This is a genomic window from Nesterenkonia lacusekhoensis, from assembly GCF_017876395.1.
Lineage (GTDB): Bacteria > Actinomycetota > Actinomycetes > Actinomycetales > Micrococcaceae > Nesterenkonia > Nesterenkonia lacusekhoensis.
Genome location: NZ_JAGINX010000001.1, coordinates 750,669 through 773,422 on the forward strand (window position 1 = coordinate 750,669; position 22,754 = coordinate 773,422).

Here is a 22,754-nt window from a genome sequence, read left to right on the forward strand (position 1 = left end):
CTCAGCTCCTGACGGCGGTGTAGCCGGCCTCATCGACCGCGGCGATCACCGCAGCGTCCTCGACCGGCTGCTCGGCGGTGACGGCCAGGTGCCCGGTCTGGGCGCTGACCTCAATGCCGGTCACCCCGTCGATCTCGGAGACCTCGCTGCGGATCGCACCCTCGCAGTGCCCGCAGGTCATCCCGGTCACCTGGTACTCAGTCGTGGTTGCCATAATGCATAACTCCTTCTCTTGTGTACGACTTATTTGAGACTATACCCATGGGGGGTAGGGGGTCAACTGGCAGTGGTCTGCTCGGCCTCCTGGGTTTCCCCGGTGGGTCGAACGTGGCGCAGCCGGGTGGCGGCGATGATCGCTGCGACCACGGCGATGACGGCCGAGACGATCGCGGCGGTGTTCAGCCCGCCGGTGAAGGCCTCCTGTGCGGCACTGATGACCTGTTCACCCAGGGCAGGGTCCAGGCCTGGTGCGGTGGCCATCGCGCCGTCGACGCTGTCCGATGCCGCCGTCGAAGCGTCGGCCGGCAGTCCGTCGGGCAGCAGCCCGCCGATCTGGTTCCGGTAGGCGGCGATCCCCACACTGCCGATGACTGCGACACCCAGGGAGATGCCCAGGTCGTTCGCGGTGGTCGCCAGTCCCGAGGCTCCGCCGGCTTTCTCTGGGGGCACGGAGCTGACGACCAGATCGGTGGTCAGCGCCATGGACGGGGCGACGCCGGGGTAGGTGATCACGAAGGATGCGATCACCAGCGCCAGGCCGGTGCCGGCGTCGAGCTGGGTGAACAGGATGTAGCCGACTACCTGGGTGAGCAGGCCGATCGCGATCACATTGCCGGGCCTGAACTTCCGGGCGAAGACCGGGGAGAGTGTGGAGACCACGATCAGCACCGCCGCCGCAGGGAGGATTGACAAGCCGGCTTGCAGGGGCGAGAGTTCCTGGACCTGCTGGAGGTACTGGGTGAATATCGAGTACACGCCACCCAGTGCCGCTGCCGAGAGCAGGAACACTGCCAGTGCTCCGGAGACGGTGCGGTTGGCGAACAGCCGCACATCCAGCAGCGGCTTCTCAGCCCGCAGCTGCCGGATCACGAACCACAGCCCGACCAGCGCACCTGCGACCAGAAGTCCGATCGAGGGGCCGGCCGGCTCCTGGGCGGCGAAGCGCTTGATGCCGTAGATGATCGCCAGCAGTCCGCCGACCAGCAGCAGAGCGCTGAACAGGTCGATCTTCGCGTTCGGGTCCTTGTGCTCGGGCAGCAGCAGCGGGGCACCGATGACGACCAGCGCCATGATCGGCACCGCGACCAGGAAGGTGGCCTGCCAGCCGAAGCCCTCCAGCAGCACACCGGAGAGCAGTGGGCCGAGAGCGACACCGGCGGAGATGCCGCCGGCCCACACGCCGATGGCCACGCCGCGCTGCTTGGCATCGGCGAAGAGCACGAAGATCAGCCCCAGGGTGGCCGGGATCATCATGGCCGCAGCAAGACCCAGAATCGCCCGCCAGGCGATCATCAACTCCGCGCTCGTCGTCAACGCTGCAACGATCGAGACGCCCGCGAAGAGGATCGCCCCGATGATCATGAGCAGGCGCTTGCCGATCCGGTCGCCGAGGACGCCCATGGCCACCAGGAATCCGGCCATGACGAAGCCGTAGATGTCCAGAATCCACAGCAGCTGTGTGCTCGAGGGACCCAGATCGGCGGCCATGTTCGGCGCAGCCAAGAACAGGATGGTCAACATCATGAACAGCAGTGTCGAGGGGGTGACCAGTACGGCCAGGCCCCACCACTGCTTCGCTCCGGCCTTCTCCGCCGGGGTATTCGACTGATTCATGACACGCCACCCCCTGGGCGTGCCGCAACGATCGTTCTCATAGCGTCTGCTCCTTTCTGAGCGGCGTCTGCAGTGACCTGGCGGCCACCCACTCGCAAACTCCTACATGCGAGTACGACTTGTAACAGCTACACTATCTCATACATTCCCGTCTGAGATGAAAGGTGGAGTGATGGCGACCAAGAAGGCCACTGCCACACGTGACCGGCCGAGCACTGGGTCTGGCAGCTCTGGTACTGGGAGTCGGGGCGCGGCGAACCAGCGTGCCGATGCCCTGTGCAACCGGGCCAAGATCCTGGCCGGTACGGTCACGGCGATCCGGAAGAATCCTGACGCCTCGGTAGCGGATATCGCCGCTGAGGCCGGTGTGGGGCGTCAGACGCTCTACGGGCACTTCCGCACCCGACCCGAACTCATCGATGCTGCTCTCCTGGAGAGTCTCGAACGCGCCGAGGGCGTCTTGAGCGAAATCTCACTCGATGGCGATGCACGTGATGCTTTTCAGCGGCTGGTGGCCTCCAGCTGGGTGTTCGTAGATCAGTCACGCGCGGTACTTGCCGCAGCCCAGAAGGAACTCTCCCCTGCCCGCATTCGCGAGTTGCACGAGAAGGCTGAGGCTCGCATGCGCGGTCTGCTCGAACGCGGCCAGGCTGAAGGCGCGTTCCGCTCCGATCTGCCGCTGAGCTGGCTGCTGACCACCACCCACGTGGTTCTCAACGGGGCCGCTGAGGAAGTCCGCACCGGCAAGCTCGATCCCGACGACGCGCCGTGGTTCATCGACGCGATCCTGCTGCCAGCCTTCACTCATGACGCCCATTCGGAGCAAGGGCGATGAGCCCGGTCCGCATCGGCATCCTCGGCGCAGGAGCAGCCGGGGTCGCGGCCGCGAAAACCCTGCAGGCTGTCTCGCCGGAGGTTCAGGCCGATGTGTTCGCCCGTACCGGGGAACAGCCGTTCAACCGCACGCTGGTCAACAAGGGTGTTGCGATCGGCCTACTCAGCCCCGAACAGACGGCTCTACCAGAGACCGGGGCGGCTCTGGTAGCCGACACCGTGCGTGGCATCGACCCCCGTGCACGCCAGGTGCATCTTGCCTCTGGTCAGAGTCGCACCTATGACGGGATCATCATCGCCACCGGCAGCCGGCCCCGTACCCTGGGAGAAGATGTCCTTGGCCGGGACGACGCCCTGGCCACCGGCAGGCTCACCACTTTGCATTCGCTGACCGATGCCACCGGTATCCGCGACCGGCTCGCGGCACTTCCCGGTTCGGCACGGGTGCTGATTCTCGGCGCTGGGGTGCTTGCCGCAGAGACCTCCTCACTGCTGAGCGCCGCTGGACACGACGTTGCCCTGATCAGCCGGTCCACCCTGCCAGGCGCCTCGGTATTCGGGGAGCACATCGCCAAGAAACTCCTGGACCTGCACCAGGCACGCGGGTCGACCTACCTGGGTCGCACCATCCAGGCAGTGCGCACCCACCCCGACCACATCAGCATCGTCCTCGACGGCGGGGACCGGGTTGAGGGTGATCTCGCGATCATCGCCCACGGCACCCTCCCAGCAGCCCCCTCACCATGGAACGGCCCCGATGGCATCCCGGTCGATGACCGGCTTCGACTACGGCAGGAACCAGATCAGCGCATCTACGCCGGCGGCGGTGTCGCCATCCATGAGCATCCAGAACTCGGCGCGTATCGCATCGATCACTGGGATGACGCCGCAGCCCAAGGAGCCCACGCCGCGCACACGCTGCTGTACGACCACGGTCTCGGTGACGATCCCGGTGCTTACCGGCCGGTCTCGACGTTCACCTCCAGCATCCACGGACACATCCTCGCCGGAGCCGGACACCCGACCCCCGGCAGCACCGCACGACTGATCTCCGATGATCCACCAGTGGTACTCCACGAACATGCCGGAGTACCGGTCGCGGCCACCGGCCTCGACGCCGTCGCACTCATCCACCAGTGGGCACCGCGCCTGCACCACCAACACACCCAGAACTAGACCCCCGCAACAGGACCAGGCAGGACCGAGACAGACGAACGCGGTAGACAAAACCCGCCCAGCTCCAGGACACGGCCCGGTTCGGCACGCCAGAGCTCCCACACCACGATAGAAGGAAACGCATACCAGATGGGCCTCTTCGCCATCCGCGACTACCGTCGCCTGTTCAGCGCCCAAGTCATCGCGCTGTTCGGCACCGGCCTGGCCACCGTCGCCCTCGGCCTGCTCGCCTACGATCTTGCCGGCCAGAACGCTGGTGCCGTTCTGGGCACGGCCCTGACCATCAAGATGGTCATGTACGTACTCATTGCACCCCTGGCGGCTGCCTACGCCGACCGCCTGCCCCGACGTCTGTTCCTGGTCCTGCTCGATGTCGCCCGCGCGCTGGTGGTCCTCGCTTTGCCGTTCGTCACCGAGGTGTGGCACATCTACCTGCTCATCGGCATCCTGCAGGCCTCATCGGCCGCGTTCACGCCCACCTTCCAAGCCACCATCCCCGACATTGTCACCAAAGAGAGCGACTACACCCGAGCGTTGTCGGCATCCCAGGTCGCCTACACCATGGAGACCCTACTCAGCCCCGTCCTGGCCGCCATCGCCCTGACCTTCATGACCTTCAACTGGCTGTTCATCGCCACCTCCGTCGGATTCGTGATCTCCGCGATGCTCGTCCTGGCCACCCGCATCCCCAACGCGCGACCCAGCGACCACGCCGGGCCATGGGCGCGCGTCTCCTCCGGTATCCATACCTTCACCTCGACCACATCCCTGCGCGGCGTGATCGCCCTGAACCTGGTCGTCGCCTCGGCCGGCTCCATCGTCGTAGTCAACACCGTCAACCACGTTCGCGACACCCTGGCTGGCACCCAGTCCGATGTGGCGTGGGCACTGGCCGCCTCCGGAGGCGGGACCCTCCTGGTCGCACTCGCGCTGCCCTGGATCATGGACCGCGTCGCCGACCGGAAAGTGATGATGATCGGCGCGATCGTGCTCCTGATCGGCGTGCTGGCGGCCGTGGCCATGACCGGGGCCGCTGTTGTCTCGTGGGCGGCCACGATCGCAATCTGGATCATCATCGGCGCCGGCATGGCATTGATCGTCACCCCCACCGGTCGCGTCATCCGCTCCGCGGTACGTCCCTCCGAACTACCCGCGGCATTCGCCGCCCAGTTCTCTCTCTCCCACATGGCCTGGCTGCTGACCTACCCGATCGCCGGCTGGGTCGGCACCGCAGCCGGGTTCACCTGGGCTTGGTCTCTCCTAGCAGCTCTCGCCGTCACCGGTGCCGTAGGCGCCGTCCTGCTCTGGCCAGCCACCACCCAACAAGCACCCGCACCACCGCCACCCCCAGGCGGCATTGACCGCCCCCTCAAGAAAGAGGCCGTCGCCCAAGAAGCCACCCTCACTGCAACCCAATGCTCCTGCGCACGCCCCGTCTGACCACACCGTGGTGGCACGTAACCGCACACCAAACCGGAGACACTGCCCAGGAACGTCGACCCCATGGAGAACGATGACCCACCCCAGACCACACACCGCAACCGCGATCACCCTCGCCCTGGCACTGGCCCTGTTCGCGTCAGGCTGCTCCACCGCATCCGAAGTAAGCGACACCGAAACCAAATCGGCCATCCCGGATGCGAGCGAGAACTGGCTTGCCGACTATGACCTCGATGGTCTCGACGGGCGAGAGATCACCGAGTACCTCGATGCGATGCCGGTCGCGGACCGCCCCGAGGAGCTGATCGCCTCAGTCGAACCTGAGACGCTCGTGCTCTACGACACCAGCGGCAACGAGACCACCGTCCCGCTGCCGGAGTACGAGTTCTACCTCTCCTTCGCCCCGTTCATCGAGCACACCCACGAATGCCACTTCCACAGCCTCACCACCTGCCTGGGAGAACTGGCCAACGAGGAGATCGACATCACCGTCACCGACGAGACTGATGCGGTGCTCGTCGATGAGACCGTGCGCACCTACGACAACGGCTTCGCCGGGCTCTGGCTGCCCCGTGACATCGAAGCCACCCTCACCGTCACCCAGGGTGAGCGCTCTGCCACGGTTCCGATCTCCACCGCCGAGGACGCCCCGACCTGCCTCACCACGCTGCAGCTGACCTGATCGATTCGAGCAGACAAGGAGGGCCACCGCCATCATGACCACCACTTTCACCGCAGCCGATCTGCTCGTCGCCGGACTGGAGAACGAAGGCGTCGATCGCATCTTCGGACTGCCCGGCGAAGAGAACCTCGATCTGCTCGACGCGATCCGCCGCTCCAGCATCGAACTGATTCTGACCCGTCACGAGCAGGCAGCCGCCTTCATGGCCGCCACCCACGGGCGACTCACCGGCCGGCCAGGGGTGTGCCTGACCACGCTCGGCCCCGGTGCCCTCAACCTGTCCACCGGAGCGGCCTATGCGCTGCTCGGGGCGATGCCGATGGTGATGATCACCGGCCAGAAAGGCATCCTCACCGCCGCGCAGGCACGCTTCCAGATCGTGGACACGATCGCGGCGATGAAGCCGTTGACCAAGATGACCCAGCAGATCGTCTCGCCCGGCACAATCCCCACCCTGGTCCGCGAAGCCTTCCGTGTCGCTCAGGCTGAACGGCCCGGCCCGGTGCACCTGGAACTTCCCGAAGACATCGCCGCCACCACCACACCCCGCCTGGACCTCATCAAGCCCGCTCACCCCGTCCTGCCCACCGCCAGCACCGAGGCGATCAACACGGCCGTCGAGGTGATCTCGGGAGCCAAGCGTCCGTTGATCATGCTCGGTGCTGCCGCAGCACGACCACGATGCACCCAGGCGCTGACCGAGTTCGTCTCCCACTCGCGGATTCCGTTCTTCACCACCCAGATGGGCAAGGGCACCGTCTCCGGATGCACCGACCTCTACCTGGGCACCGCCGCCCTGACCGAGGGCGACTACCTGCACGAGGCCATCGACCAGGCCGACGTGATCATCACCATCGGCCACGACACCGTCGAAAAGCCCCCGTTCACCATGCGAGCCAACGGGCCACGGGTCGTGCATCTCGACTACCAGCCTGCCACCGTCGAAGAGGTCTACACCCCGCACCTGGAAGTCACAGGCGATCTCCACCACACCCTGCACGCCCTCACCGAACAACTCGCCGGACACATACCGCACGCCGGAGCACTGCTGCCGCTGCGTGAGCGCATCCTCGCGAAGGTCGCCGACAGAGCCACCAAGGACCGGCTCACCCCGCAACGCATCGTGCACCAGGTCCGTCAGGTCATGCCCGATGACGGCATCGTCGCCCTCGATAACGGCATGTACAAAATCTGGTTCGCCCGCAACTACCGCACCACCACCGCGAACACGCTCCTGCTCGACAACGCCCTGGCCACCATGGGAGCCGGCCTGCCCTCGGCGATCGCCGCCGCGCTCCTGCACCCGGGTCGTCGGGTCATGGCCGTCTGCGGCGATGGCGGGTTCATGATGAACAGCCAAGAGCTCGAAACCGCGGTCCGTCTCGGCCTCAACCTTGTGGTGGTGATCCTCGATGACCACGCCTACGGCATGATCCGCTGGAAACAAGCTGTTGACGGGTTCCCCGACTATGGCATGACCTTCGGCAACCCCGACTTCGTCGCCTACGCAAGGGCCTACGCCGCCACCGGCACCCACGTCACCGAAGCTGCGCAGCTTGGCCCCGCCCTGGAAGACGCATTTACTCAGGGCGGAGTGCAGCTCATCCATGTCCCGGTGGACTACTCCGAGAACACCCGCGTACTCATTGAGGAGCTCCAACACTGCTCCACAACTCACGACGAGGCGGCCGATAGTGCTCTTCATCAGGCTCTCCGTTCGTGACCCCGCCCTGATCCTCCCGACAGACCAGAGCGTGCGCGCATGATCTCCGTACTGCGCAACCCGACCTACGCGAAACTGTTCAGTGCGCAGATCATCGCACTGCTGGGCACGGGTCTGCTCACCGTCGCCCTCGGCCTGCTCGCCTTCGACATCGCCGCAGGCGACGCTGGCGTCATCATGGGAGTGGCCATGTCGATCAAGATGATCGCCTACGTCGCCGTTGCCCCGATTACCACCGCACTGCTTGCCCGGTTGCCGCGCAAGCCGGTGCTCATCGGTGCCGACCTCATCCGCGCCGCCGTCGCGGCCGTGCTCACTTCAGCCCCTGCGCATCGAAGCCCCCGATAATGGGCCTTATCTGACCTATCGGCGGGAACCCGCACCGCGCTAGGCTCGTTGGCTAGAAGCCAAAGGAGAGGCGGTGAGAGCTGTGGGGAAGGGCTCGAGAAGGAAGAAAGAACGTCAGCAGGAGCGCGCCGAGCAGGAACGCCTGAAGTCGCAGGAGTTCTGGCATGGTGGGGTCGCCGGTCTCAACGTCGGCGATGTGCTGGACAAAGCGTACTGGCAGGATCCGCACGCCACCGATGCCGGGCGGATCCTGCGGATGCCCTCCGTCCTGCCGGCAGTGTTCATCACCCCCGATCAGAAGTTCGCCGAGTCTTACAGCGCTGAGGCCGGCCTGGGAGACCTCTACAAGGTTGTGCCCCGTGGAGATCTGCGGGAGGACCCCGACTACCAGAGGGGCCTGTCCTACTCCTGCGACTCCGCTGAGATCATCGAAGTCGTCCAGCGCGGAGTGGTGAAGACCCGTGAGAATCAGATGGCAGGCCACAGGCCGATGACCTGGGCCGGTGGAGGCCGTATGTATGACGAAGAAGGACACATGCTGCCCAGCCCCAAGATGCAGTCCATGGGAATCACCCGCGAGCATCTACGTGGATATGGGTTTCTGCCTCCATTTGACATGGTTAACGCAGATCTGACCCAGCGGATGATGTACGGCCAACTGCCTGTCGCACCGCGTTGAGATGTTTCAGTCGGACGCCGGGTTCGCTTGACCTGCGGCGGCAATCTCGTCTGGCTGGCCACTGATCGGCACAGGGGCGACCAAAATGACGGTGGAAGCCATGGGAAGGGGTTCGGATGAAGAAGCAGCACGACCAAGATGAGGTTCAGCAGCTGAAAGCACAGACGTTCTTCCACGGCGGCGCGGCGGGCCTGGAGTGTGACTGTTAGCTCGAGTTGGCGGCTTTCTGCAGCTGGAGGTGGCGGCTTCAGGTGATGCCGATGACGAGCGTGGAGCGGGCGGCTTCGACGACGTCGTCGGTGATGGTGTTGAGATCGTTGATCTTCATGATGCGTTCCATCTGGGTGAAGAGTCGGTCGACGAGGCGGAAGTTGCCGCGGGTGATGCGAGCGATCGCCGCGAGGGCTTGGGCGTCGGTGAAGTCGTCGGGGTCGAGGGTTTGGCCGAGTTTGCGCCAGCGGCGTTCGAGGACGAAGCGGAGTTCGTCTTCGGCGAGGGGCCGGTACTCGTGGGCGAAGCCGACGCGGCTGTAGAGCTGTGCGTAGCGGCTGAATTGCTTCTCGATTCCTGGCATTCCGATCAGGATGAGCGCGGTGTTGGTGCGGTCATAGCTGTCGCGTAGGTACTCCAGAGCGGCAGGGCGAAGTCGTTCGGACTCGTCAATCATGATGAGTTCGACGTGCTTGTCCCAGTGCATAACCGGTCCTTGTCGCGTGCCGTTCTTGTTCAGGTGTTGGTCGATGCAGATCGCCACGCGAGAGGTGATGTGGGTGAGGTCTTGCATGAACTGGCGAGGGCTGGCGAGGACCTGCGGGGTGTAGAACACGGTTCGCCTTTGGGCTAAGGCGGCGTAGACCTGGTGGTCCGAGTCATCGCGGGGCCCCCATTGTTCCAGGAGTTTCTCGGCCTTGTGCCAGTTGGCATATCGCCTGGCCGACAGGGTTTTGCCGATTCCTGCCTGCCCGTAGCAGATGCCGATGGTGTGTTGCCGGCGCACGGCATCGGCGAATTCGGCGAACCTGCGGTGTTCTTTGGTGGCGACGAATCGTTGCTGGGGCATCAGTCATCCTCAAGGTAGGTCCGCAGTTTCGGCTTCTTGTTGCTCGGACGTTCGACGGGAGTCGGTTGCGGCGTGGGTGGAGGCACCGGTTGGTGTCGGGTGACGGCGGCGAGGCGTTCGTTGATCTGGCCGCGCAGCTCGCGGCGTCGGGCGGCGCGTGCTGCCTGGACGTCTTTGAGGCTGACGGTGGCGGCGACGTGGTCGGGGTCGACGGCTTTGCAGATGTATTGGTCTTTGTGGAAGACGCGGATTTCTGAGATGTCGCTGGGATCGTAACGGATGATGACCGGCTCTTTGACGTAGGCGGCCAGCAGTGGAGACATATAGCGCAGGCCTTGGAAGTGGACGCCGTCGCGGTGGACGATGCGAGGTTTGGCTACGGTCAGCAGCAGCAGGTTGAGGTGATCGACAGTTTCGGGCAGGCGGGGCAGCCATCCGTCGCCGAGCCACGCTTGGTGCGGAGATGCTGTGGTCTCTGGGTGCTCGCGCTGGTGATAGTCATCGGCGATGAACGCCCCGATGGCGTCGTCGAGGTCCGGCAGTGTCAGCACGGGGTCGGGGTGGCGGTGGCCCTCGGCAAGATGGCCCGGAAGGGTGGCCAGGAGTTCGGTGTTGATGGTGCCGAAGATCCGCTCGATTTTGCCGCGCCCCTGCGGCCTGGCCACTGCGGAGTAGATGATTTCGAAGTGCAGATCCTTGGCGGTCTGGGAGAGATGGTCGCTGGTGAAGTCGGTGCCGTGGTCGACGTAGAGCCGGTCGGGGATGCCGCACATCGGCCAGTGCGGGTCGTTCTTCGTCCAGATGCCGTGGCGCAGTGCCAGGGCAGTGTTCAAGGCGGATGGGGCGCCCAGGAACACCATGTAGCCGCATACTGCCCGGGAGTAGTCGTCGAGGATGACGGTCAACCACGGCCGGGCAGGTTTGCCGTTGGCGTCCTGGATGAGGATGTCGAGTTCGGTGTGATCGACCTGCCAGGTGGCGTTGGGGCGTTCTGCTCGGTGCCGCCATACGATTTCATAGGTGTCGCGGTAGGCGGCGCTGCCGCGGTGGGCCAGCGTGAGCATGCCGGGGTCCATCGCGGTGACGATGGATCGGACTGTGCTGTAGGAGACCGTCTCCCACCCGTGCATTTCCGCGATTGCGCGGGCTTTCCGGGTGATGGCTGCGGTCGACAGCCGTGGCTTGACCAGGGCGAGACCCTCGATCAGCGTCAGGAGTTCCGGATGAATTTTTCGCTCGCGCTTGGGTGGGGCGGTCGGGGAGAGTCCTGCGATGCCGTGGCGGCGGTATGCCGCATGCCAGCGTTGCAGGGTCCGGAGTCCGATTCCTTCGGTCGCGGCCAGCGTGGTCAGAGTTGTGCCGTCCTCGACGTGGCGACGCAGCACCTGCCAGCGGGCGGCCGCTGTGTTCTCACGTGTGGACGCACTCTCGGGGTTCGCGGGTTGAGTGCCTCCAGCCATGACTACACCGTCTTGGGTGACGCTTGCCGGCGGCGAGGCGAAGTGCCTCCGGGTTCACGACGCAGAGCGCGGTAGACCGTGGTGCGGCTGACGCCGAGGACCTCTCCGATCTGAGCGACCGTCATGTCCTGCTGCTCGTAGAGCTTGCGGGCTGTGCGAAGTTTGTCTTTCGTCAGCAGCGGCGGCCGGCCCCCGGTCCGGCCACGGGCGCGAGCGGCTTTCAGCCCGGCGTTGGTGCGCTCTCGGATGAGGTCACGTTCGAACTCGGCCAGCGAGGCGAAGATGTGGAACACCAGCCTGCCACCGGATGATCCGGTGTCGATGTTCTCCTGCAAGGACCGGAACTCGACCCCGCAGTCGCGCAGCTCAGCGAGCTGGTCGATGAGATGCCGAATCGAGCGGCCGAGCCGGTCCAATCGCCACACCACCAGGGTGTCGCCCGGCCGCAACTGGTCGAGGAGCTTGTCCAACTCGGGACGCGATTCCAAAGATCCCGACGCAGTGTCGGCGAAGATGCGATAGCAGCCGGCCGCCTTCAACGCGTCATGCTGCAAGCTTGCATCTTGGGCGCCGGTCGATACTCGGGCATAGCCCAAAGCGTGTCCCATCCCCCGAATGTACCAATTCCCGTGAAGAACGGGAAGAACCGAAACATAGATACTGGCACTAAGTTTCGTTACAGCGTCAGGATTTGCCGGCCGTGATTTCTCCTGGTGCCGACGACGATGCGCCGGTGGCGCGATGTCTTGTAGCGATAACGGTCGTTACTGCTACAGCCGCAGCCTGACCGCGTTGTCGGTGAGATAAGCAGGCCGGAGGAAGCCCCCACCTGCTGAGGGTGACGATCATGGATCGAACCGCGATCAGAGATGGATACAGCCGCAACTGTGCCGAGTTAGAGGCTGCCTGCCCTGCACCGCGCGAGCGGCTCCGAGGCGCGACGGGGCAGCAACGGCACCCGATGGACGTGTACGCCTACCCGATCCGGCATTTCGACTTTCATGCATCCCAGCTCAGCCTGCCCGGAACCCGGACGGCTTCTGCTTGAGACGAGCAGGATCGCCCTGGGTGCGGCCGACCACAATATGGTCACTCGTGGCGAAGAGCGTCATGCATCGCGCGCAGTGCCATGGTCGCCCGCGACGGCCAGATCCTGACAGCAGCAATCCGGATACTGCTCACAGGCGCGCACGATCACGCCCCGCCTGACCGCGCATCCGCAGTCCGCGCACATCATCTCCATGCGCTGATGGTACTCACCGTGCTCGTGCAGAGATGGCCGCAGCAGTCGTGGCGGACTCAAGATCGCCGGCGATGGCGCCGACCGTGGCTTTCGCGGTGGATCCGACCCCGACGAGGGTGGCCGATCCCGGACCGGTCCAGTCTCCGTAGCCTGCGAAATAGAGCCCCGGGATCCGGGTTGAGGCCGTTCCGGTCAGGCTGATCGTCCCGTCGGGCTCGCGGAGATCGAGTTTTCGCAGGTGGCGCAGCGCTGGCCGGAAGCCGGTGCACCAGATCACGGCATCGACGCGACGGAAACTGCCGTCGCCCCAGACCACGCCGTCGCGGGTGAAGCGGTCGAACATCGGGTGCGGGATCAGCAGTCCTGCATCCCGTGCCTTCTTCACGGGTGGGACGGCCACGATGTCGCCCAAGTTCGCGACGCCGCCGGGGTCCGGTTCTCCGGCGGCCAGTGCGCGCACCCGCTGGCTGGCCACCCGGAAGAGTTCACGCCCGTCGACGTCGTCGGGCAGGTAGCGCGGCTGCCCGCGCAGGCACCAGGTCACCTCGGCGCTGTCAACGAGGTCGGCTGCGATCTGTGCGGCTGAGTTCGCTCCGCCGACGACGAGGACGGATTGGCCCTTGAACTTGCCTGGTCCGCGGTAGTCGGCACTGTGGATCTGGTTCCCGCGGAAGCTCCTCTGTCCGGGCATGGTTGGCCAGAAGGGCTGAGACCAGGTGCCTGTCGTGTTGACGACGGCACGCGCCCGCCACTGCCCGGCATCGGTGAGCAGCTGGAACCCCTCACTGGTAGGGATGACCTGGGCGACTCGCACCGGCCGCACGACTGGGAGTGAATACCGCTCCTCGTAGTCGGCCAGATACCGGATCACGTGATCGGCATCGGGGTTACCGCCGGAGGTTCTCGGCATCAGCCGGCCGGGCAGGGATGAGTATTCTGCCGGCGAGAACAGCCGCAGCGAGGGCCACACGTGCCTCCAGGCCCCACCAGGGGCGTCCTGGTCATCGAGAATCACGAAGGACAATCCGGCGCGGCGCAGGTAGTAGCCGACTGCCAGGCCGGCCTGTCCGCCACCGATGACGGCAACATCGACTCGTTCTCTCACGTCCACTGCGCGGTCATCAGTCCAGGGCGAGGAACTGGCGCAGTTCGGCGAACGCTTCGCGCACCACGGTGTAGTGCGCCCACTTGCCGCGCTGTTCACGGGTCAGGAGGCCTGCCTCGACGAGTTTCTTGAGGTGGTGGCTGATCGTCGGCTGGCTGATGCCGAGCGTCTCGGTCAGGTCGCAGGCGCACACCGCGTCGCATCCCTGTGCGACCACATGCGACAGCACCCGCAGCCGAGTGGGGTCGGACAGCGCTTTGAGCTTTTTCGCCATTTGCTCGGCCTGGTCCGCGCTCAAGGGTGCGACTGCCAGCGAGCAGCAGTCGTTCGCATGGAGTGTGAGCAGTGTCACGTTTTCGAATGCAGTAGCCATCACTACATTATACATTGACGGCTATCGATGCGTCGGTTTAGTCTTCTGATAGACGTTCGTCGATACGAGGAGCTTGGATGAGTACCACTGCAACGACGGCTGCGCAGAACGCGGTGCCGGTGACGAAGGAGATGTCGTTCCTGGACCGGTGGCTGCCGGTCTGGATCCTGGCGGCAATGGCCGTGGGTCTGCTGCTGGGGCGTTTCGTGCCCGGGCTCGACACGGCCTTGGACTCCGTGAAGATTGGCGGGATCTCCGTGCCGATCGCGATCGGTCTGCTGGTCATGATGTATCCGGTGCTGGCGAAGGTCCGCTATGACGAGACCCGCCGGGTCACCGGGGACCGGAAGCTGATCGTGCTGTCCCTGGTGCTGAACTGGGTGGCGGGACCGGCGTTCATGTTCGCGCTGGCCTGGATCTTCTTACCCGATCTTCCGGAGTTCCGCACCGGGCTGATCATTGTGGGACTGGCCCGCTGTATCGCCATGGTGTTCATCTGGAACGACCTAGCCTGCGGAGACCGGGAGGCCGCCGCAGTGCTGGTGGCCATCAACTCAGTCTTCCAACTCTTTGCCTACGCAGTGCTGGGCTGGTTCTACCTCCAGGTGCTGCCCTCCTGGCTGGGCCTGGAGACCACCTCAGCACAGTTCTCCATCACCGCGATCGTGGCCTCGGTACTGGTCTTCCTCGGCATTCCGCTGCTGGCCGGCTTCCTCACCCGCACCTTCGGAGAGCGGGCCAAGGGGCGCACCTGGTATGAGGAGACGTTCTTACCGAAGATCGGGCCGTGGGCGCTCTACGGGCTGCTGTTCACCGTGGTGCTGCTTTTTGCTATGCAGGGCGAGGCGATCACCTCCAACCCGCTGGATGTGGCACGAATCGCGGTGCCGCTGCTGATCTACTTCGTGCTGATGTTCGTGTTCAGCCTGCTGGCCTCTAAGGCGGTGGGGCTGAACTATGCCAAGTCCACCTCGGTGGCGTTCACCGCCTCGGGCAACAACTTCGAACTGGCCATCGCGGTGGCCATCGGCACCTTCGGGGTGACCTCCGGCCAAGCACTGGCCGGAGTGGTCGGACCACTCATCGAAGTCCCGGTGCTCATCGGCCTCGTCTACGTCGCTCTCTGGCTTGGCCCCAAGCTCTTCCGCAACGACCCGACCGTCCCGAACCGCCGCGCCACGGGAGTGAGCTCATGATCCCCTCAGCCGACAGCAAGCCCAGCGTCCTCTTCGTCTGCGTCAAGAACGGCGGCAAGTCCCAGATGGCCGCCGCGCTGATGCGCTACCATGCCGGCGACGCGGTTGAGGTGCACTCGGCCGGCACCAAGCCCGGTACCTCCCTCAACGCCCTGTCCGCCGACGTGGTCGCCGAGGTGGGCGCAGACATGTCCGGAGAATCGCCCAAGCCCATCGATCCCGAGCTGCTGCGCAGGGTCGACCGGGTCATCGTCCTCGGCGAGGAAGCACACGTCGAACCCGTCGACGGGATGAGCGCCACGATCGAGACCTGGAACACCGATGAGCCCTCGGAGCGCGGCATCGAGGGCATCGAACGGATGCGCCTGGTCCGCGACGACATCGACGCCCGCGTCCAGGCTCTGCACTCCGCACTTCTCAACGACTGAATACCCACTCCCGGATTGGATGGTCCTATGACCGCTGCCCCCAACACCACCACGACCAAGCCCAGAGTGCTGTTCGTGTGCGTCCACAACGCCGGCCGCTCCCAGATGGCCGCCGGCTACCTCACCGAACTGTCGGGCGGCCGGATCGAGGTCCGCTCGGCAGGCTCGGAACCCGCCGACCAGATCAACCCGGTCGCCGTCGAGGCGATGGCAGAAGACGGCATCGACATCACCGCCGCGTCCCCGAAGATCCTCACCACCGACGCCGTCAAGGCCTCCGACGTCGTCATCACCATGGGCTGCGGGGACGCGTGCCCGATCTTCCCGGGCAAGCGCTACGAGGACTGGGACCTCGCAGACCCGGCCGGCCAGGGCATCGAGGCGGTCCGCCCGATCCGCGATGACATCAAGGCCCGCATCGAGCAGCTCGTCTCCGAGCTGCTGCCGGCATCGACCGGCGCGAAGTGAGGCGCTGACACCATGACGACCACCAGCACCCAAACGGATGAGCTGATCATCATCGGGTCCGGCCCCGCAGGTTATACCGCCGCGATCTACGCGGCACGCGCCGGGCTGTCCCCGCGCGTGATCGCCGGATCCGTCACCCACGGCGGCGCCTTGATGAACACCACCGACGTCGAGAACTTCCCCGGATTCCCTGGCGGCATCCAGGGCCCGGAACTCATGATGGGACTCAGCGAGCAGGCCGCAAACTTCGGGGCCCGCATCGAGTACGACGACGCTTCCGCCGTCGACCTGACCGGGCCCCTGAAGGAGGTCACGACCCTGTCCGGTGCCACCTACCGAGCACCGGCCGTCATCGTCGCCACGGGTTCGGCGTACAAGGAGCTGGGACTGGCCGATGAGAAGCGGCTCACCGGGCACGGCGTGTCCTGGTGCGCCACCTGCGACGGGTTCTTCTTCCGCGACCAGCACATCATCGTCGTCGGCGGTGGGGACTCGGCCATGGAGGAGGCACTGTTCCTGACCCGGTTCGCCGCGACCGTGACCGTGGTGGTCCGGCGCGACACCCTGCGCGCATCGAAGATTATGGCCCAGCGGGCACAACAGAACGAGAAGATCCGCTTCCTGTACAACAGCCAGATCACCGCCATCCACGGAGACGAAAAGGTCACCGGCGTGAGCGTGACCGACTCACTCACCGGCAACACCAGCCAGCTGGATGCCACCGGGATCTTCGTCGCCATCGGGCACCTGCCCCGCACCGAACTCGTCAAGGGCCAGCTGGAACTCGACCCGGACGGCTACATCGTCGTCGACGCCCCGACCACCGCCACCAACCTGCCCGGCGTCTTCGCCTGCGGCGACGCGGTCGACCACCGCTACCGGCAGGCCATCACCGCCGCCGGCACCGGGTGCGCCGCCGCCCTAGACGCCGAACGCTTCCTCGCCGCCACCGAACCGGCAACCGCCCCCGTCCTTCAGGAGACCAGCCATGGCTGACACCACCAACCACACCGAGAGTCTGCCGGTCGTCGTCATCGGCGCCGGCCCCGTCGGGCTGGCCACCGCCGCCCACCTGCGCGAACGCGGCCTGACCCCGCTGGTGCTGGAGGCCGGCAGCACCAGCGGCGCCGCGATCCGCGACTGGGGCCACACCCGCCTGTTCTCGCCGTGGCGGTTCAACATCGACGACGCCGCCCGCCGCCTCCTCGAGGCAGATGGCTGGCAGGCCCCGAACCCGGAAGTCCTGCCCACCGGTCACGAGCTGATCACCGACTACCTGACCCCGCTGGCAGACGCGCTGGGCGACGTCGTCCGCACCGACGCCCGCGTCATCGCGGTCTCCCGGGAAGGGATCGACAAGACCCGCAGCACCGGCAGGGAGACCACCCCGTTCCTCGTCCGCATCGCCTCCTCCGACGGATCGTCCGAGGACGTGTTGGCGCGCAGCGTCATCGACGCCTCGGGCACCTGGCACCAGCCCAACCCACTCGGCCGGTCCGGCCTGCCCGCCCCCGGAGAAGCCGAGGCGACAGCCCGCGGCCTCATCACCCAGCCCCTGCCCGCCGTCACCGGTGTCGACCGTGACCGGTTCGCCGGGCGCCACGTCCTCGTCGTCGGCGCCGGCCACTCCGCGGCCAACACGCTGCTCGACCTCGCAGACCTCGCTGACGACAACCCCGCGACCCGGATCAGCTGGGCCGTCCGCTCCGCCGACGTCTCCCACGCCTACGGCGGGGAGGACCGTGACGAGCTCGCCGCCCGCGGCGCACTCGGCTCCCGCCTCCGAGGCCTGGTCGAATCCGGCCAGATCGACGTACGCACCTCGTTCGTGATCACCGGGTTCGACACCGACGGCGAGCAGCTGCACGTCCAGGCCGCAGGACCCGACGGAGCCGAGAAGCTCACCGTGGACGTTCTTGTGCCGGCCACCGGGTTCCGCCCCGACCTGTCGATGCTGACCGAGCTGCGCCTCGACCTCGACCCAGCGGTCGACGCGCCGAAACAGCTCGGTCCGCTCATCGATCCGGAGTTCCACTCCTGCGGTAGCGTGCCCCCGCACGGTGAACGCCTGCTGGCCCACCCCGAACCCGGGTTCTACATCGTCGGCATGAAGAGCTACGGCCGCGCACCGACGTTCCTCATGGCCACCGGCTACGAACAGGTCCGCTCCATCGCCGCAGCACTGGCAGGTGACCGGGTCGCCGCCGACACCGTCCACCTCGAACTGCCCGAGACCGGAGTCTGCACCACCGACCTCGGCGGGTCCTGCGACGTGCCAGCCGGGCCACTCCCGGTGACCATCGGCGGCGCACCCACCTCCTCCTGCTGCTCCTGAAAGGACCAGGCCATGGCCGCCGACACCCCGCCGCTCGACACCCAAGTCCTCCAACACACAGCCGATGACCTCGCCCGCCAGTACGAGGGAATGTTCTCCGCGGAGACGATTGAGCGCTACGTCTTCGAGTCCTACACCACCCTGTCGCGGACCGCGAGAATCCGCGACCACCTGGCGATCCTCGCCGAACGGTTCGCCGCCGACCGCCTCCGCGCTCTCGCCCTGGCACAGGGCACAATCGAGACAACCGTCCCGCAGGTGCTGTTCGTCTGCGTGCACAACGTCGGACGCTCCCAGATCGCCAGCGCCCTGCTGGCCCACTACGCCGGCGACCGGGTCGAGGTCCGCTCGGCCGGCTCGCTGCCCGGATCCGAGGTCCACCCCCTGGTGATCGACGCGCTGGCCGAACGCCACATCGACCTGTCCGGAGCCTTCCCCAAACCACTGACCGACGACGTCGTCCGCGCCGCCGACTACGTCATCACCATGGGCTGCGGCGACGCCTGCCCCATCTACCCCGGCAAACGCTACCTGGACTGGGAACTCGCCGACCCCGCCGAGGAGACACCGGAACGAATCCGCGAAATCGTCGACCAGATCGACGACCGCGTCCGCGCCCTGTGGACCGAGATCCAGAACTGACGACGGCCCACCGGGCAAGAACAGAAGCACCCGGAGCCGCCAAGCGAAACTGCGATTCCCCGCCATCTCCCGCTATCAGTCACAGGCCTGGAGGTCGGCGCGATCCTGGATAGGAAGCACTGGCAGGACCCGACTGAGTCCGTCGGCGCCCAGATCCTGGGGATGCACCCGGAAACTCCGGCGGTCTTCATCACCCCCGATGCGGACTTCGCCGAGTTCTTCGCCGCAGCAGCCGGTCACGGGGACCTCTACCGGGTGGTCCCGATCGGAGAGATCACCGTCGATGAGGACTTCGACGAGGGTCTGTCCTATGCCTATGCCTGTGCCTCGGCCGAGGTCGTCGAGGTCCTTGCCCGGGGCGTTGAACGCACTGAGAAGAACCAGATGGCCGGACACCAGGTGATGCGATGGACCGACGGGGCGAAGGTCTACGGCCCGGATGGCTACATGCTGCCCAGCCCTCAGATGCGCGCCGTCGGGGTCGATGAAGAGTATCTGCGCGGCTACGGCTGGCTTGTTCCGGTCCCGGTGGTCACCGAGGACCTGATGATGAAGGTGATGCGCGGCGAGCTGAGCCAGCCGCAGATCTGAGCGAATCACAGCAGAGCCCTCTACCGTGGAGTCATGACCACCGGCACACTGGCGCCTGCCACAGCAGGCCTGGACCGCCCGAATTCCCAGCACGCGATGGCGATGCTGGCCGAGGCGGCCCAACTGGCAGAAGCCAATTCCCTGTCCGAGCAGACACGGCGGCTCTACTCCTCTGACTGGCGGAGGTTCACCGCCTGGTGCTCCGCCGCGGGAGTCGATCCGATGCCGGCCTCCGTCGAGACCGTCCGAGCCTATGCGGCCTCGATGGCCCTCGGCGGTGAGGACTCCGGATACCGTCCGGCGACGATCGAGCGCCACCTGGCCGCCATCGGCTACGCCCACACCGCCGCCGGTCATTCGCCGCCGACCAAACACCCGGCCGTAGAGAACGTCATGCGCGGCATCCGCCGCGCCCTGGGATCCCAGAGCCGACAGATGCGGCCGCTGCTGCTGGCCGATGTCCGCACCATCATCAGCGACATCGACACCTCCAGCTGGCCTGCGGGGCTGGCCGGACTGCGCGACACCTTCGTGCTGCTGGGTGGCTTCGCCTCCGCGATGCGGCGCTCCGAGATGGCCGCGATGCTGCAGGGTCATATCCGCCACGATCCGGCGGTCGGACTTCTGGTCACCATTCCGCGGTCGAAGGGGGACCAAGCCGGATACGGCGCCCTGGTGGTCATGCCCGCCGGGCAGAACCCCCAGACTTGCCCGCCGTGTGCCTACCGGCGCTGGATGATCGCCAGCCGCGCAGCCCTGAGCTCCCGGGCCGAGGCTATGGCCGCGGTCTTCGAGACTCCGGTGTTCGAGGATCGCCAGGAGCACGTCTGCGATACGCCCGCACGCCACGACGACGCCCAGGCACCGGTGCTGCGCATCATCCGCAGAGGAGGCAACATGGCCGGACCGATCAGCGGAGACGGCCTCCACCGCATGATCCAGCGCCGCGCTGCAGAGGCCGGGCTCTCCGGTCCGATCGGGTTCCACTCGCTGCGGGCCGGATTCGTCACCCAGGCCCGTCGCAACGGCGCCGACCACCGAGCAGTTCGACAGCAGACCCGCCACACCTCTGATGCCCTGGTGGACCGCTACGACCGCGAGCACTTCCCGCTGATCGACAATGCCGCCGCCGACCTTGGCCTCTGAGCACCACTGGCAGATCTACCGCGACTGGTGCCTGGCCACCGGCCGCGACGCCGACACCCTCCATGAGGAGTTCTTCGACCAGGTGCCGGTGGCCGCCTCGACCCAGGCGGGAAGGTCTCGGGCCATCCGCACCCGACTGGGACGCCCGCCCCGGCAGGCCGAACGCTCGGCGATGATCGGGGCTCAGCCGGCCTGGCGGGTCGCGGACCACTGGGGTTCGCTCCCACAGTCGCTGGCGGCCACCCCGCGATCCGGCTGGGTCTCCGGCCTGCGAGGGCGTCGCGACGCCTTCTTGCTGACAGCTGCCGCGCTGGGCATGACGCGCAACGAGGTGCGCCTGCTGACAGGTGAGGAGATCAGCCTCGGATCCCGACTGGCCCTCAGGGGATCCGAAGTGCCAATGGCTCAGGCTCCGTTGTCCTGCCCCGGGTGCGCGGTGATCGGCTGGCTGTCCACCCTGGGTACCTATCGGAAATGGGGGATGGGCATCGTCCGTGCCGAGATGATCCGCGCTAAACACAGTCCGGCCCGGCACATCTGTCTGACCGACCCCGGACGGGAGTGGCGGCTGGCTCCGGCATTGGTTCCGAGCGTCGACAAACACGGGTGGGTCGAAGAACACCATCCCCTGAGCGCCCGCACTGTCTCGGCAGTCACGGCCCGCCGCCAGGCCGAGGCGCTGACTGCACCACAGAGTGATCAGATCCAGCGCCGGGTCTACCGCTCCGAACTCAACGTGCACCGCCGGCGCAGTCTCAGAGAGCTGGCCCAGATGCTCGACGAAGCTGAAGACCTCACCGAAGCCCACGAGACGATGATCCGTCGGGTCGAGCAGGAGGCCGCCAGGCTCTCAAGACCCGCCTCTGAACGACAGACAGACTGAGACCCCTATGACCCGCGGTCCGGTGAGTCCTCTGAAGTCGCCGGACACTTACGGAGCATGACGACACAGCTTTCGGCCGCCCAGCAGGCACAGATCAACAACCGGAACGAGACCGGCCAGTGGAAGCAGAAGACCCACGGCGACATCGACGACACCGCCGATGTGCTCGGCTTCTCTGAAGACGACGCCGAGCGCCCGCAGCCGGTGCCCATGCACCCGAACCGGGACCGCTCCGAGCCGAAGGTCTGGCTCGAAGCCGAAGGCGCTCACGCCGCCGGCCGCGTGGTGGGCAACTGGTACGCCGCCGAGGATGCTGAGGACGTCACCGTCGCAGACCTGTACCGGGACCTCGACGAGGCCCCCGACCCCGACGCGGGCGACGAAGTCGCGGTGACCGACCACGAGGGCTTCGACATCGGCTCTCACGTCACCCTCTCACCGTCCCAGACCGTCGAGCTGGCTCAGGACTTCGAGACCGTCCGAGACAACCACGGAGACGAGGGCCTGGCCGCCTACAAGGCCATGATCGAAGACCAGGGCTTCGGCGACCACAAGCCCGGACCCGACGAGTTCTCCGAGGCCTACATCGGCGACTACGAGTCCAAGGAGGACTGGGCCCGAGACCTCGTCGAGTCCAGCGTGCCCAACGAGCCCCAGGAGCCGTACCGCCAGACCGAGCAGGAGCGACAGGTCGAGCAGCAGATGTACGAGAACCTCTCCCGCCACGTCGACATGGACCGGCTGGAGAGCGACCTGGAGGCCGAAGACCCCGGAATCGACTACGACGACTACACCGAGGTCATGACCCACATCGACCGCGAATCCGTCGAAGACAGCACCGGCAACAGCGACATCGGCTCGGTGGTGCAGGGATGGATCGACGACGAGGACTACGGAGCGATCGACCAGCACCTGAATCACCCCGACTACGAAGAGCGAGCTGAGGAGGCGGTCAAAGCCGCCGTCAAGGCGCGCAACGGGCGGTGGCTGAAGGACAACCTCGACTACGAGTCCTACGCCCGCGACGCCGAGCTGGAGGGTGCGATCACCTTCCTGGAGAAGAACGACGGGCTCGACGGCGTCCACGTCCTGCACAACTGACAGCCACC

General features: G+C 66.2%; 24 protein-coding genes. 17 read left to right on the top strand and 7 right to left on the bottom strand.

What is annotated here, in order from left to right; translation table 11 throughout:
* Nucleotide 1: 1 nt before the first annotated feature.
* Nucleotides 2-214, bottom strand: coding sequence for a heavy-metal-associated domain-containing protein (locus tag JOF45_RS03625; RefSeq protein WP_210047984.1), 213 nt, complete (start codon nt 212-214; stop codon nt 2-4).
* Between the two features lie 62 nt (nt 215-276).
* The gene (locus JOF45_RS03630) at nt 277-1,833 is read right to left on the bottom strand and encodes an MFS transporter (protein ID WP_210047985.1); all 1,557 of its coding nucleotides are present in this window, start codon (nt 1,831-1,833) and stop codon (nt 277-279) included.
* 172 nt (nt 1,834-2,005) lie between these two features.
* Here JOF45_RS03630 and JOF45_RS03635 point away from each other — a divergent pair, with 172 nt between their 5' ends.
* The 7 genes from JOF45_RS03635 to JOF45_RS03665 all read left to right on the top strand — a co-directional run bounded on the left by JOF45_RS03635 (nt 2,006) and on the right by JOF45_RS03665 (nt 8,715).
* Nucleotides 2,006-2,668, top strand: a complete 663-nt coding sequence (locus JOF45_RS03635; RefSeq protein WP_210047986.1) for a TetR/AcrR family transcriptional regulator — start codon at nt 2,006-2,008, stop codon at nt 2,666-2,668.
* Nucleotides 2,665-3,843: an FAD-dependent oxidoreductase gene (locus JOF45_RS03640; RefSeq protein ID WP_210047987.1), complete on the top strand. Its 1,179-nt coding sequence runs from the start codon at nt 2,665-2,667 to the stop codon at nt 3,841-3,843. Before JOF45_RS03635 ends, JOF45_RS03640 begins: the two co-directional genes overlap by 4 nt.
* A 129-nt stretch (nt 3,844-3,972) precedes the next feature.
* Nucleotides 3,973-5,283, top strand: a complete 1,311-nt coding sequence (locus JOF45_RS03645) for an MFS transporter (protein WP_210047988.1) — start codon at nt 3,973-3,975, stop codon at nt 5,281-5,283.
* Between the two features lie 73 nt (nt 5,284-5,356).
* Nucleotides 5,357-5,965: a CueP family metal-binding protein gene (locus JOF45_RS03650; RefSeq protein WP_210047989.1), complete on the top strand. Its 609-nt coding sequence runs from the start codon at nt 5,357-5,359 to the stop codon at nt 5,963-5,965.
* Nucleotides 5,966-5,999: 34 nt separating this feature from the next.
* Nucleotides 6,000-7,688 carry an acetolactate synthase large subunit gene (locus JOF45_RS03655; RefSeq protein WP_210047990.1) on the top strand — a complete coding sequence of 563 codons (1,689 nt, stop codon included), beginning with the start codon at nt 6,000-6,002 and terminating at the stop codon, nt 7,686-7,688.
* A 39-nt stretch (nt 7,689-7,727) separates the two neighbouring features.
* Nucleotides 7,728-8,036, top strand: a complete 309-nt coding sequence (locus tag JOF45_RS03660) for an MFS transporter (RefSeq protein WP_070160889.1) — start codon at nt 7,728-7,730, stop codon at nt 8,034-8,036.
* Between the two features lie 73 nt (nt 8,037-8,109).
* Nucleotides 8,110-8,715 (top strand): hypothetical protein, encoded by a 606-nt coding sequence (locus JOF45_RS03665; RefSeq protein WP_210047991.1) that lies wholly within the window; start codon nt 8,110-8,112, stop codon nt 8,713-8,715.
* Nucleotides 8,716-8,962: 247 nt separating this feature from the next.
* Here the strand turns inward: JOF45_RS03665 and JOF45_RS03670 are convergent, their stop codons facing one another.
* The 5 genes from JOF45_RS03670 to JOF45_RS03690 form a co-directional block, all read right to left on the bottom strand.
* Nucleotides 8,963-9,775 (bottom strand): AAA family ATPase, encoded by an 813-nt coding sequence (locus tag JOF45_RS03670; RefSeq protein ID WP_210047992.1) that lies wholly within the window; start codon nt 9,773-9,775, stop codon nt 8,963-8,965.
* A complete protein-coding gene (locus JOF45_RS03675; protein WP_245324119.1) occupies nt 9,775-11,235 on the bottom strand; it encodes a Mu transposase C-terminal domain-containing protein in 1,461 nt (486 codons plus the stop codon). The genes JOF45_RS03670 and JOF45_RS03675 overlap by 1 nt, the downstream gene beginning before the upstream one ends.
* A 2-nt stretch (nt 11,236-11,237) precedes the next feature.
* Nucleotides 11,238-11,843, bottom strand: coding sequence for a recombinase family protein (locus JOF45_RS03680; RefSeq protein ID WP_210047993.1), 606 nt, complete (start codon nt 11,841-11,843; stop codon nt 11,238-11,240).
* Nucleotides 11,844-12,491: 648 nt separating this feature from the next.
* Nucleotides 12,492-13,583: an ArsO family NAD(P)H-dependent flavin-containing monooxygenase gene (locus tag JOF45_RS03685; protein WP_210047994.1), complete on the bottom strand. Its 1,092-nt coding sequence runs from the start codon at nt 13,581-13,583 to the stop codon at nt 12,492-12,494.
* Nucleotides 13,584-13,599: 16 nt separating this feature from the next.
* Nucleotides 13,600-13,956, bottom strand: coding sequence for an ArsR/SmtB family transcription factor (locus tag JOF45_RS03690; RefSeq protein WP_245324120.1), 357 nt, complete (start codon nt 13,954-13,956; stop codon nt 13,600-13,602).
* A gap of 77 nt (nt 13,957-14,033) precedes the next feature.
* Between JOF45_RS03690 and arsB the strand changes: the two genes are divergently transcribed.
* The 10 genes from arsB to JOF45_RS03740 all read left to right on the top strand — a co-directional run bounded on the left by arsB (nt 14,034) and on the right by JOF45_RS03740 (nt 22,746).
* Nucleotides 14,034-15,152: an ACR3 family arsenite efflux transporter gene (gene arsB, locus JOF45_RS03695; protein ID WP_210047996.1), complete on the top strand. Its 1,119-nt coding sequence runs from the start codon at nt 14,034-14,036 to the stop codon at nt 15,150-15,152.
* A complete protein-coding gene (locus JOF45_RS03700; protein WP_210047997.1) occupies nt 15,149-15,580 on the top strand; it encodes an arsenate-mycothiol transferase ArsC in 432 nt (143 codons plus the stop codon). Before arsB ends, JOF45_RS03700 begins: the two co-directional genes overlap by 4 nt.
* Nucleotides 15,581-15,607: 27 nt before the next feature.
* Nucleotides 15,608-16,048, top strand: coding sequence for an arsenate reductase ArsC (locus JOF45_RS03705; protein WP_210047999.1), 441 nt, complete (start codon nt 15,608-15,610; stop codon nt 16,046-16,048).
* 12 nt (nt 16,049-16,060) lie between these two features.
* Nucleotides 16,061-17,044: a thioredoxin-disulfide reductase gene (gene trxB / locus JOF45_RS03710; RefSeq protein ID WP_168887299.1), complete on the top strand. Its 984-nt coding sequence runs from the start codon at nt 16,061-16,063 to the stop codon at nt 17,042-17,044.
* On the top strand, nt 17,037-18,383 hold the full coding sequence (locus JOF45_RS03715) for an NAD(P)-binding domain-containing protein (RefSeq protein ID WP_210048001.1): 1,347 nt from the start codon (nt 17,037-17,039) through the stop codon (nt 18,381-18,383). Before trxB ends, JOF45_RS03715 begins: the two co-directional genes overlap by 8 nt.
* Before the next feature lie 12 nt (nt 18,384-18,395).
* The gene (locus JOF45_RS03720) at nt 18,396-19,025 is read left to right on the top strand and encodes an arsenate reductase ArsC (protein ID WP_210048003.1); all 630 of its coding nucleotides are present in this window, start codon (nt 18,396-18,398) and stop codon (nt 19,023-19,025) included.
* A 162-nt stretch (nt 19,026-19,187) separates the two neighbouring features.
* Complete coding sequence (locus tag JOF45_RS03725) at nt 19,188-19,616, top strand: hypothetical protein (protein WP_210048005.1); 429 nt, start codon at nt 19,188-19,190, stop codon at nt 19,614-19,616.
* A gap of 33 nt (nt 19,617-19,649) precedes the next feature.
* On the top strand, nt 19,650-20,762 hold the full coding sequence (locus JOF45_RS03730) for a tyrosine-type recombinase/integrase (protein ID WP_210048007.1): 1,113 nt from the start codon (nt 19,650-19,652) through the stop codon (nt 20,760-20,762).
* Nucleotides 20,752-21,645, top strand: coding sequence for a hypothetical protein (locus JOF45_RS03735; protein ID WP_210048009.1), 894 nt, complete (start codon nt 20,752-20,754; stop codon nt 21,643-21,645). The genes JOF45_RS03730 and JOF45_RS03735 overlap by 11 nt, the downstream gene beginning before the upstream one ends.
* A 57-nt stretch (nt 21,646-21,702) precedes the next feature.
* Complete coding sequence (locus JOF45_RS03740; protein ID WP_210048010.1) at nt 21,703-22,746, top strand: antirestriction protein ArdA; 1,044 nt, start codon at nt 21,703-21,705, stop codon at nt 22,744-22,746.
* Nucleotides 22,747-22,754 lie beyond the last annotated feature (8 nt).

What these genes read in the sequence shown, in the direction of transcription:
- JOF45_RS03625 (WP_210047984.1), bottom strand. Translation starts at nt 214, where the DNA reads ATGGCAACCACGACTGAGTACCAGGTGACCGGGATGACCTGCGGGCAC.
- JOF45_RS03630 (WP_210047985.1), bottom strand. Translation starts at nt 1,833, where the DNA reads ATGAATCAGTCGAATACCCCGGCGGAGAAGGCCGGAGCGAAGCAGTGG.
- JOF45_RS03635 (WP_210047986.1), top strand. Translation starts at nt 2,006, where the DNA reads ATGGCGACCAAGAAGGCCACTGCCACACGTGACCGGCCGAGCACTGGG.
- JOF45_RS03640 (WP_210047987.1), top strand. Translation starts at nt 2,665, where the DNA reads ATGAGCCCGGTCCGCATCGGCATCCTCGGCGCAGGAGCAGCCGGGGTC.
- JOF45_RS03645 (WP_210047988.1), top strand. Translation starts at nt 3,973, where the DNA reads ATGGGCCTCTTCGCCATCCGCGACTACCGTCGCCTGTTCAGCGCCCAA.
- JOF45_RS03650 (WP_210047989.1), top strand. Translation starts at nt 5,357, where the DNA reads ATGACCCACCCCAGACCACACACCGCAACCGCGATCACCCTCGCCCTG.
- JOF45_RS03655 (WP_210047990.1), top strand. Translation starts at nt 6,000, where the DNA reads ATGACCACCACTTTCACCGCAGCCGATCTGCTCGTCGCCGGACTGGAG.
- JOF45_RS03660 (WP_070160889.1), top strand. Translation starts at nt 7,728, where the DNA reads ATGATCTCCGTACTGCGCAACCCGACCTACGCGAAACTGTTCAGTGCG.
- JOF45_RS03670 (WP_210047992.1), bottom strand. Translation starts at nt 9,775, where the DNA reads ATGCCCCAGCAACGATTCGTCGCCACCAAAGAACACCGCAGGTTCGCC.
- JOF45_RS03675 (WP_245324119.1), bottom strand. Translation starts at nt 11,235, where the DNA reads ATGGCTGGAGGCACTCAACCCGCGAACCCCGAGAGTGCGTCCACACGT.
- JOF45_RS03680 (WP_210047993.1), bottom strand. Translation starts at nt 11,843, where the DNA reads ATGGGACACGCTTTGGGCTATGCCCGAGTATCGACCGGCGCCCAAGAT.
- JOF45_RS03690 (WP_245324120.1), bottom strand. Translation starts at nt 13,956, where the DNA reads ATGGCTACTGCATTCGAAAACGTGACACTGCTCACACTCCATGCGAAC.
- arsB (WP_210047996.1), top strand. Translation starts at nt 14,034, where the DNA reads ATGAGTACCACTGCAACGACGGCTGCGCAGAACGCGGTGCCGGTGACG.
- JOF45_RS03700 (WP_210047997.1), top strand. Translation starts at nt 15,149, where the DNA reads ATGATCCCCTCAGCCGACAGCAAGCCCAGCGTCCTCTTCGTCTGCGTC.
- JOF45_RS03705 (WP_210047999.1), top strand. Translation starts at nt 15,608, where the DNA reads ATGACCGCTGCCCCCAACACCACCACGACCAAGCCCAGAGTGCTGTTC.
- trxB (WP_168887299.1), top strand. Translation starts at nt 16,061, where the DNA reads ATGACGACCACCAGCACCCAAACGGATGAGCTGATCATCATCGGGTCC.
- JOF45_RS03715 (WP_210048001.1), top strand. Translation starts at nt 17,037, where the DNA reads ATGGCTGACACCACCAACCACACCGAGAGTCTGCCGGTCGTCGTCATC.
- JOF45_RS03720 (WP_210048003.1), top strand. Translation starts at nt 18,396, where the DNA reads ATGGCCGCCGACACCCCGCCGCTCGACACCCAAGTCCTCCAACACACA.
- JOF45_RS03725 (WP_210048005.1), top strand. Translation starts at nt 19,188, where the DNA reads ATGCACCCGGAAACTCCGGCGGTCTTCATCACCCCCGATGCGGACTTC.
- JOF45_RS03730 (WP_210048007.1), top strand. Translation starts at nt 19,650, where the DNA reads ATGACCACCGGCACACTGGCGCCTGCCACAGCAGGCCTGGACCGCCCG.
- JOF45_RS03740 (WP_210048010.1), top strand. Translation starts at nt 21,703, where the DNA reads ATGACGACACAGCTTTCGGCCGCCCAGCAGGCACAGATCAACAACCGG.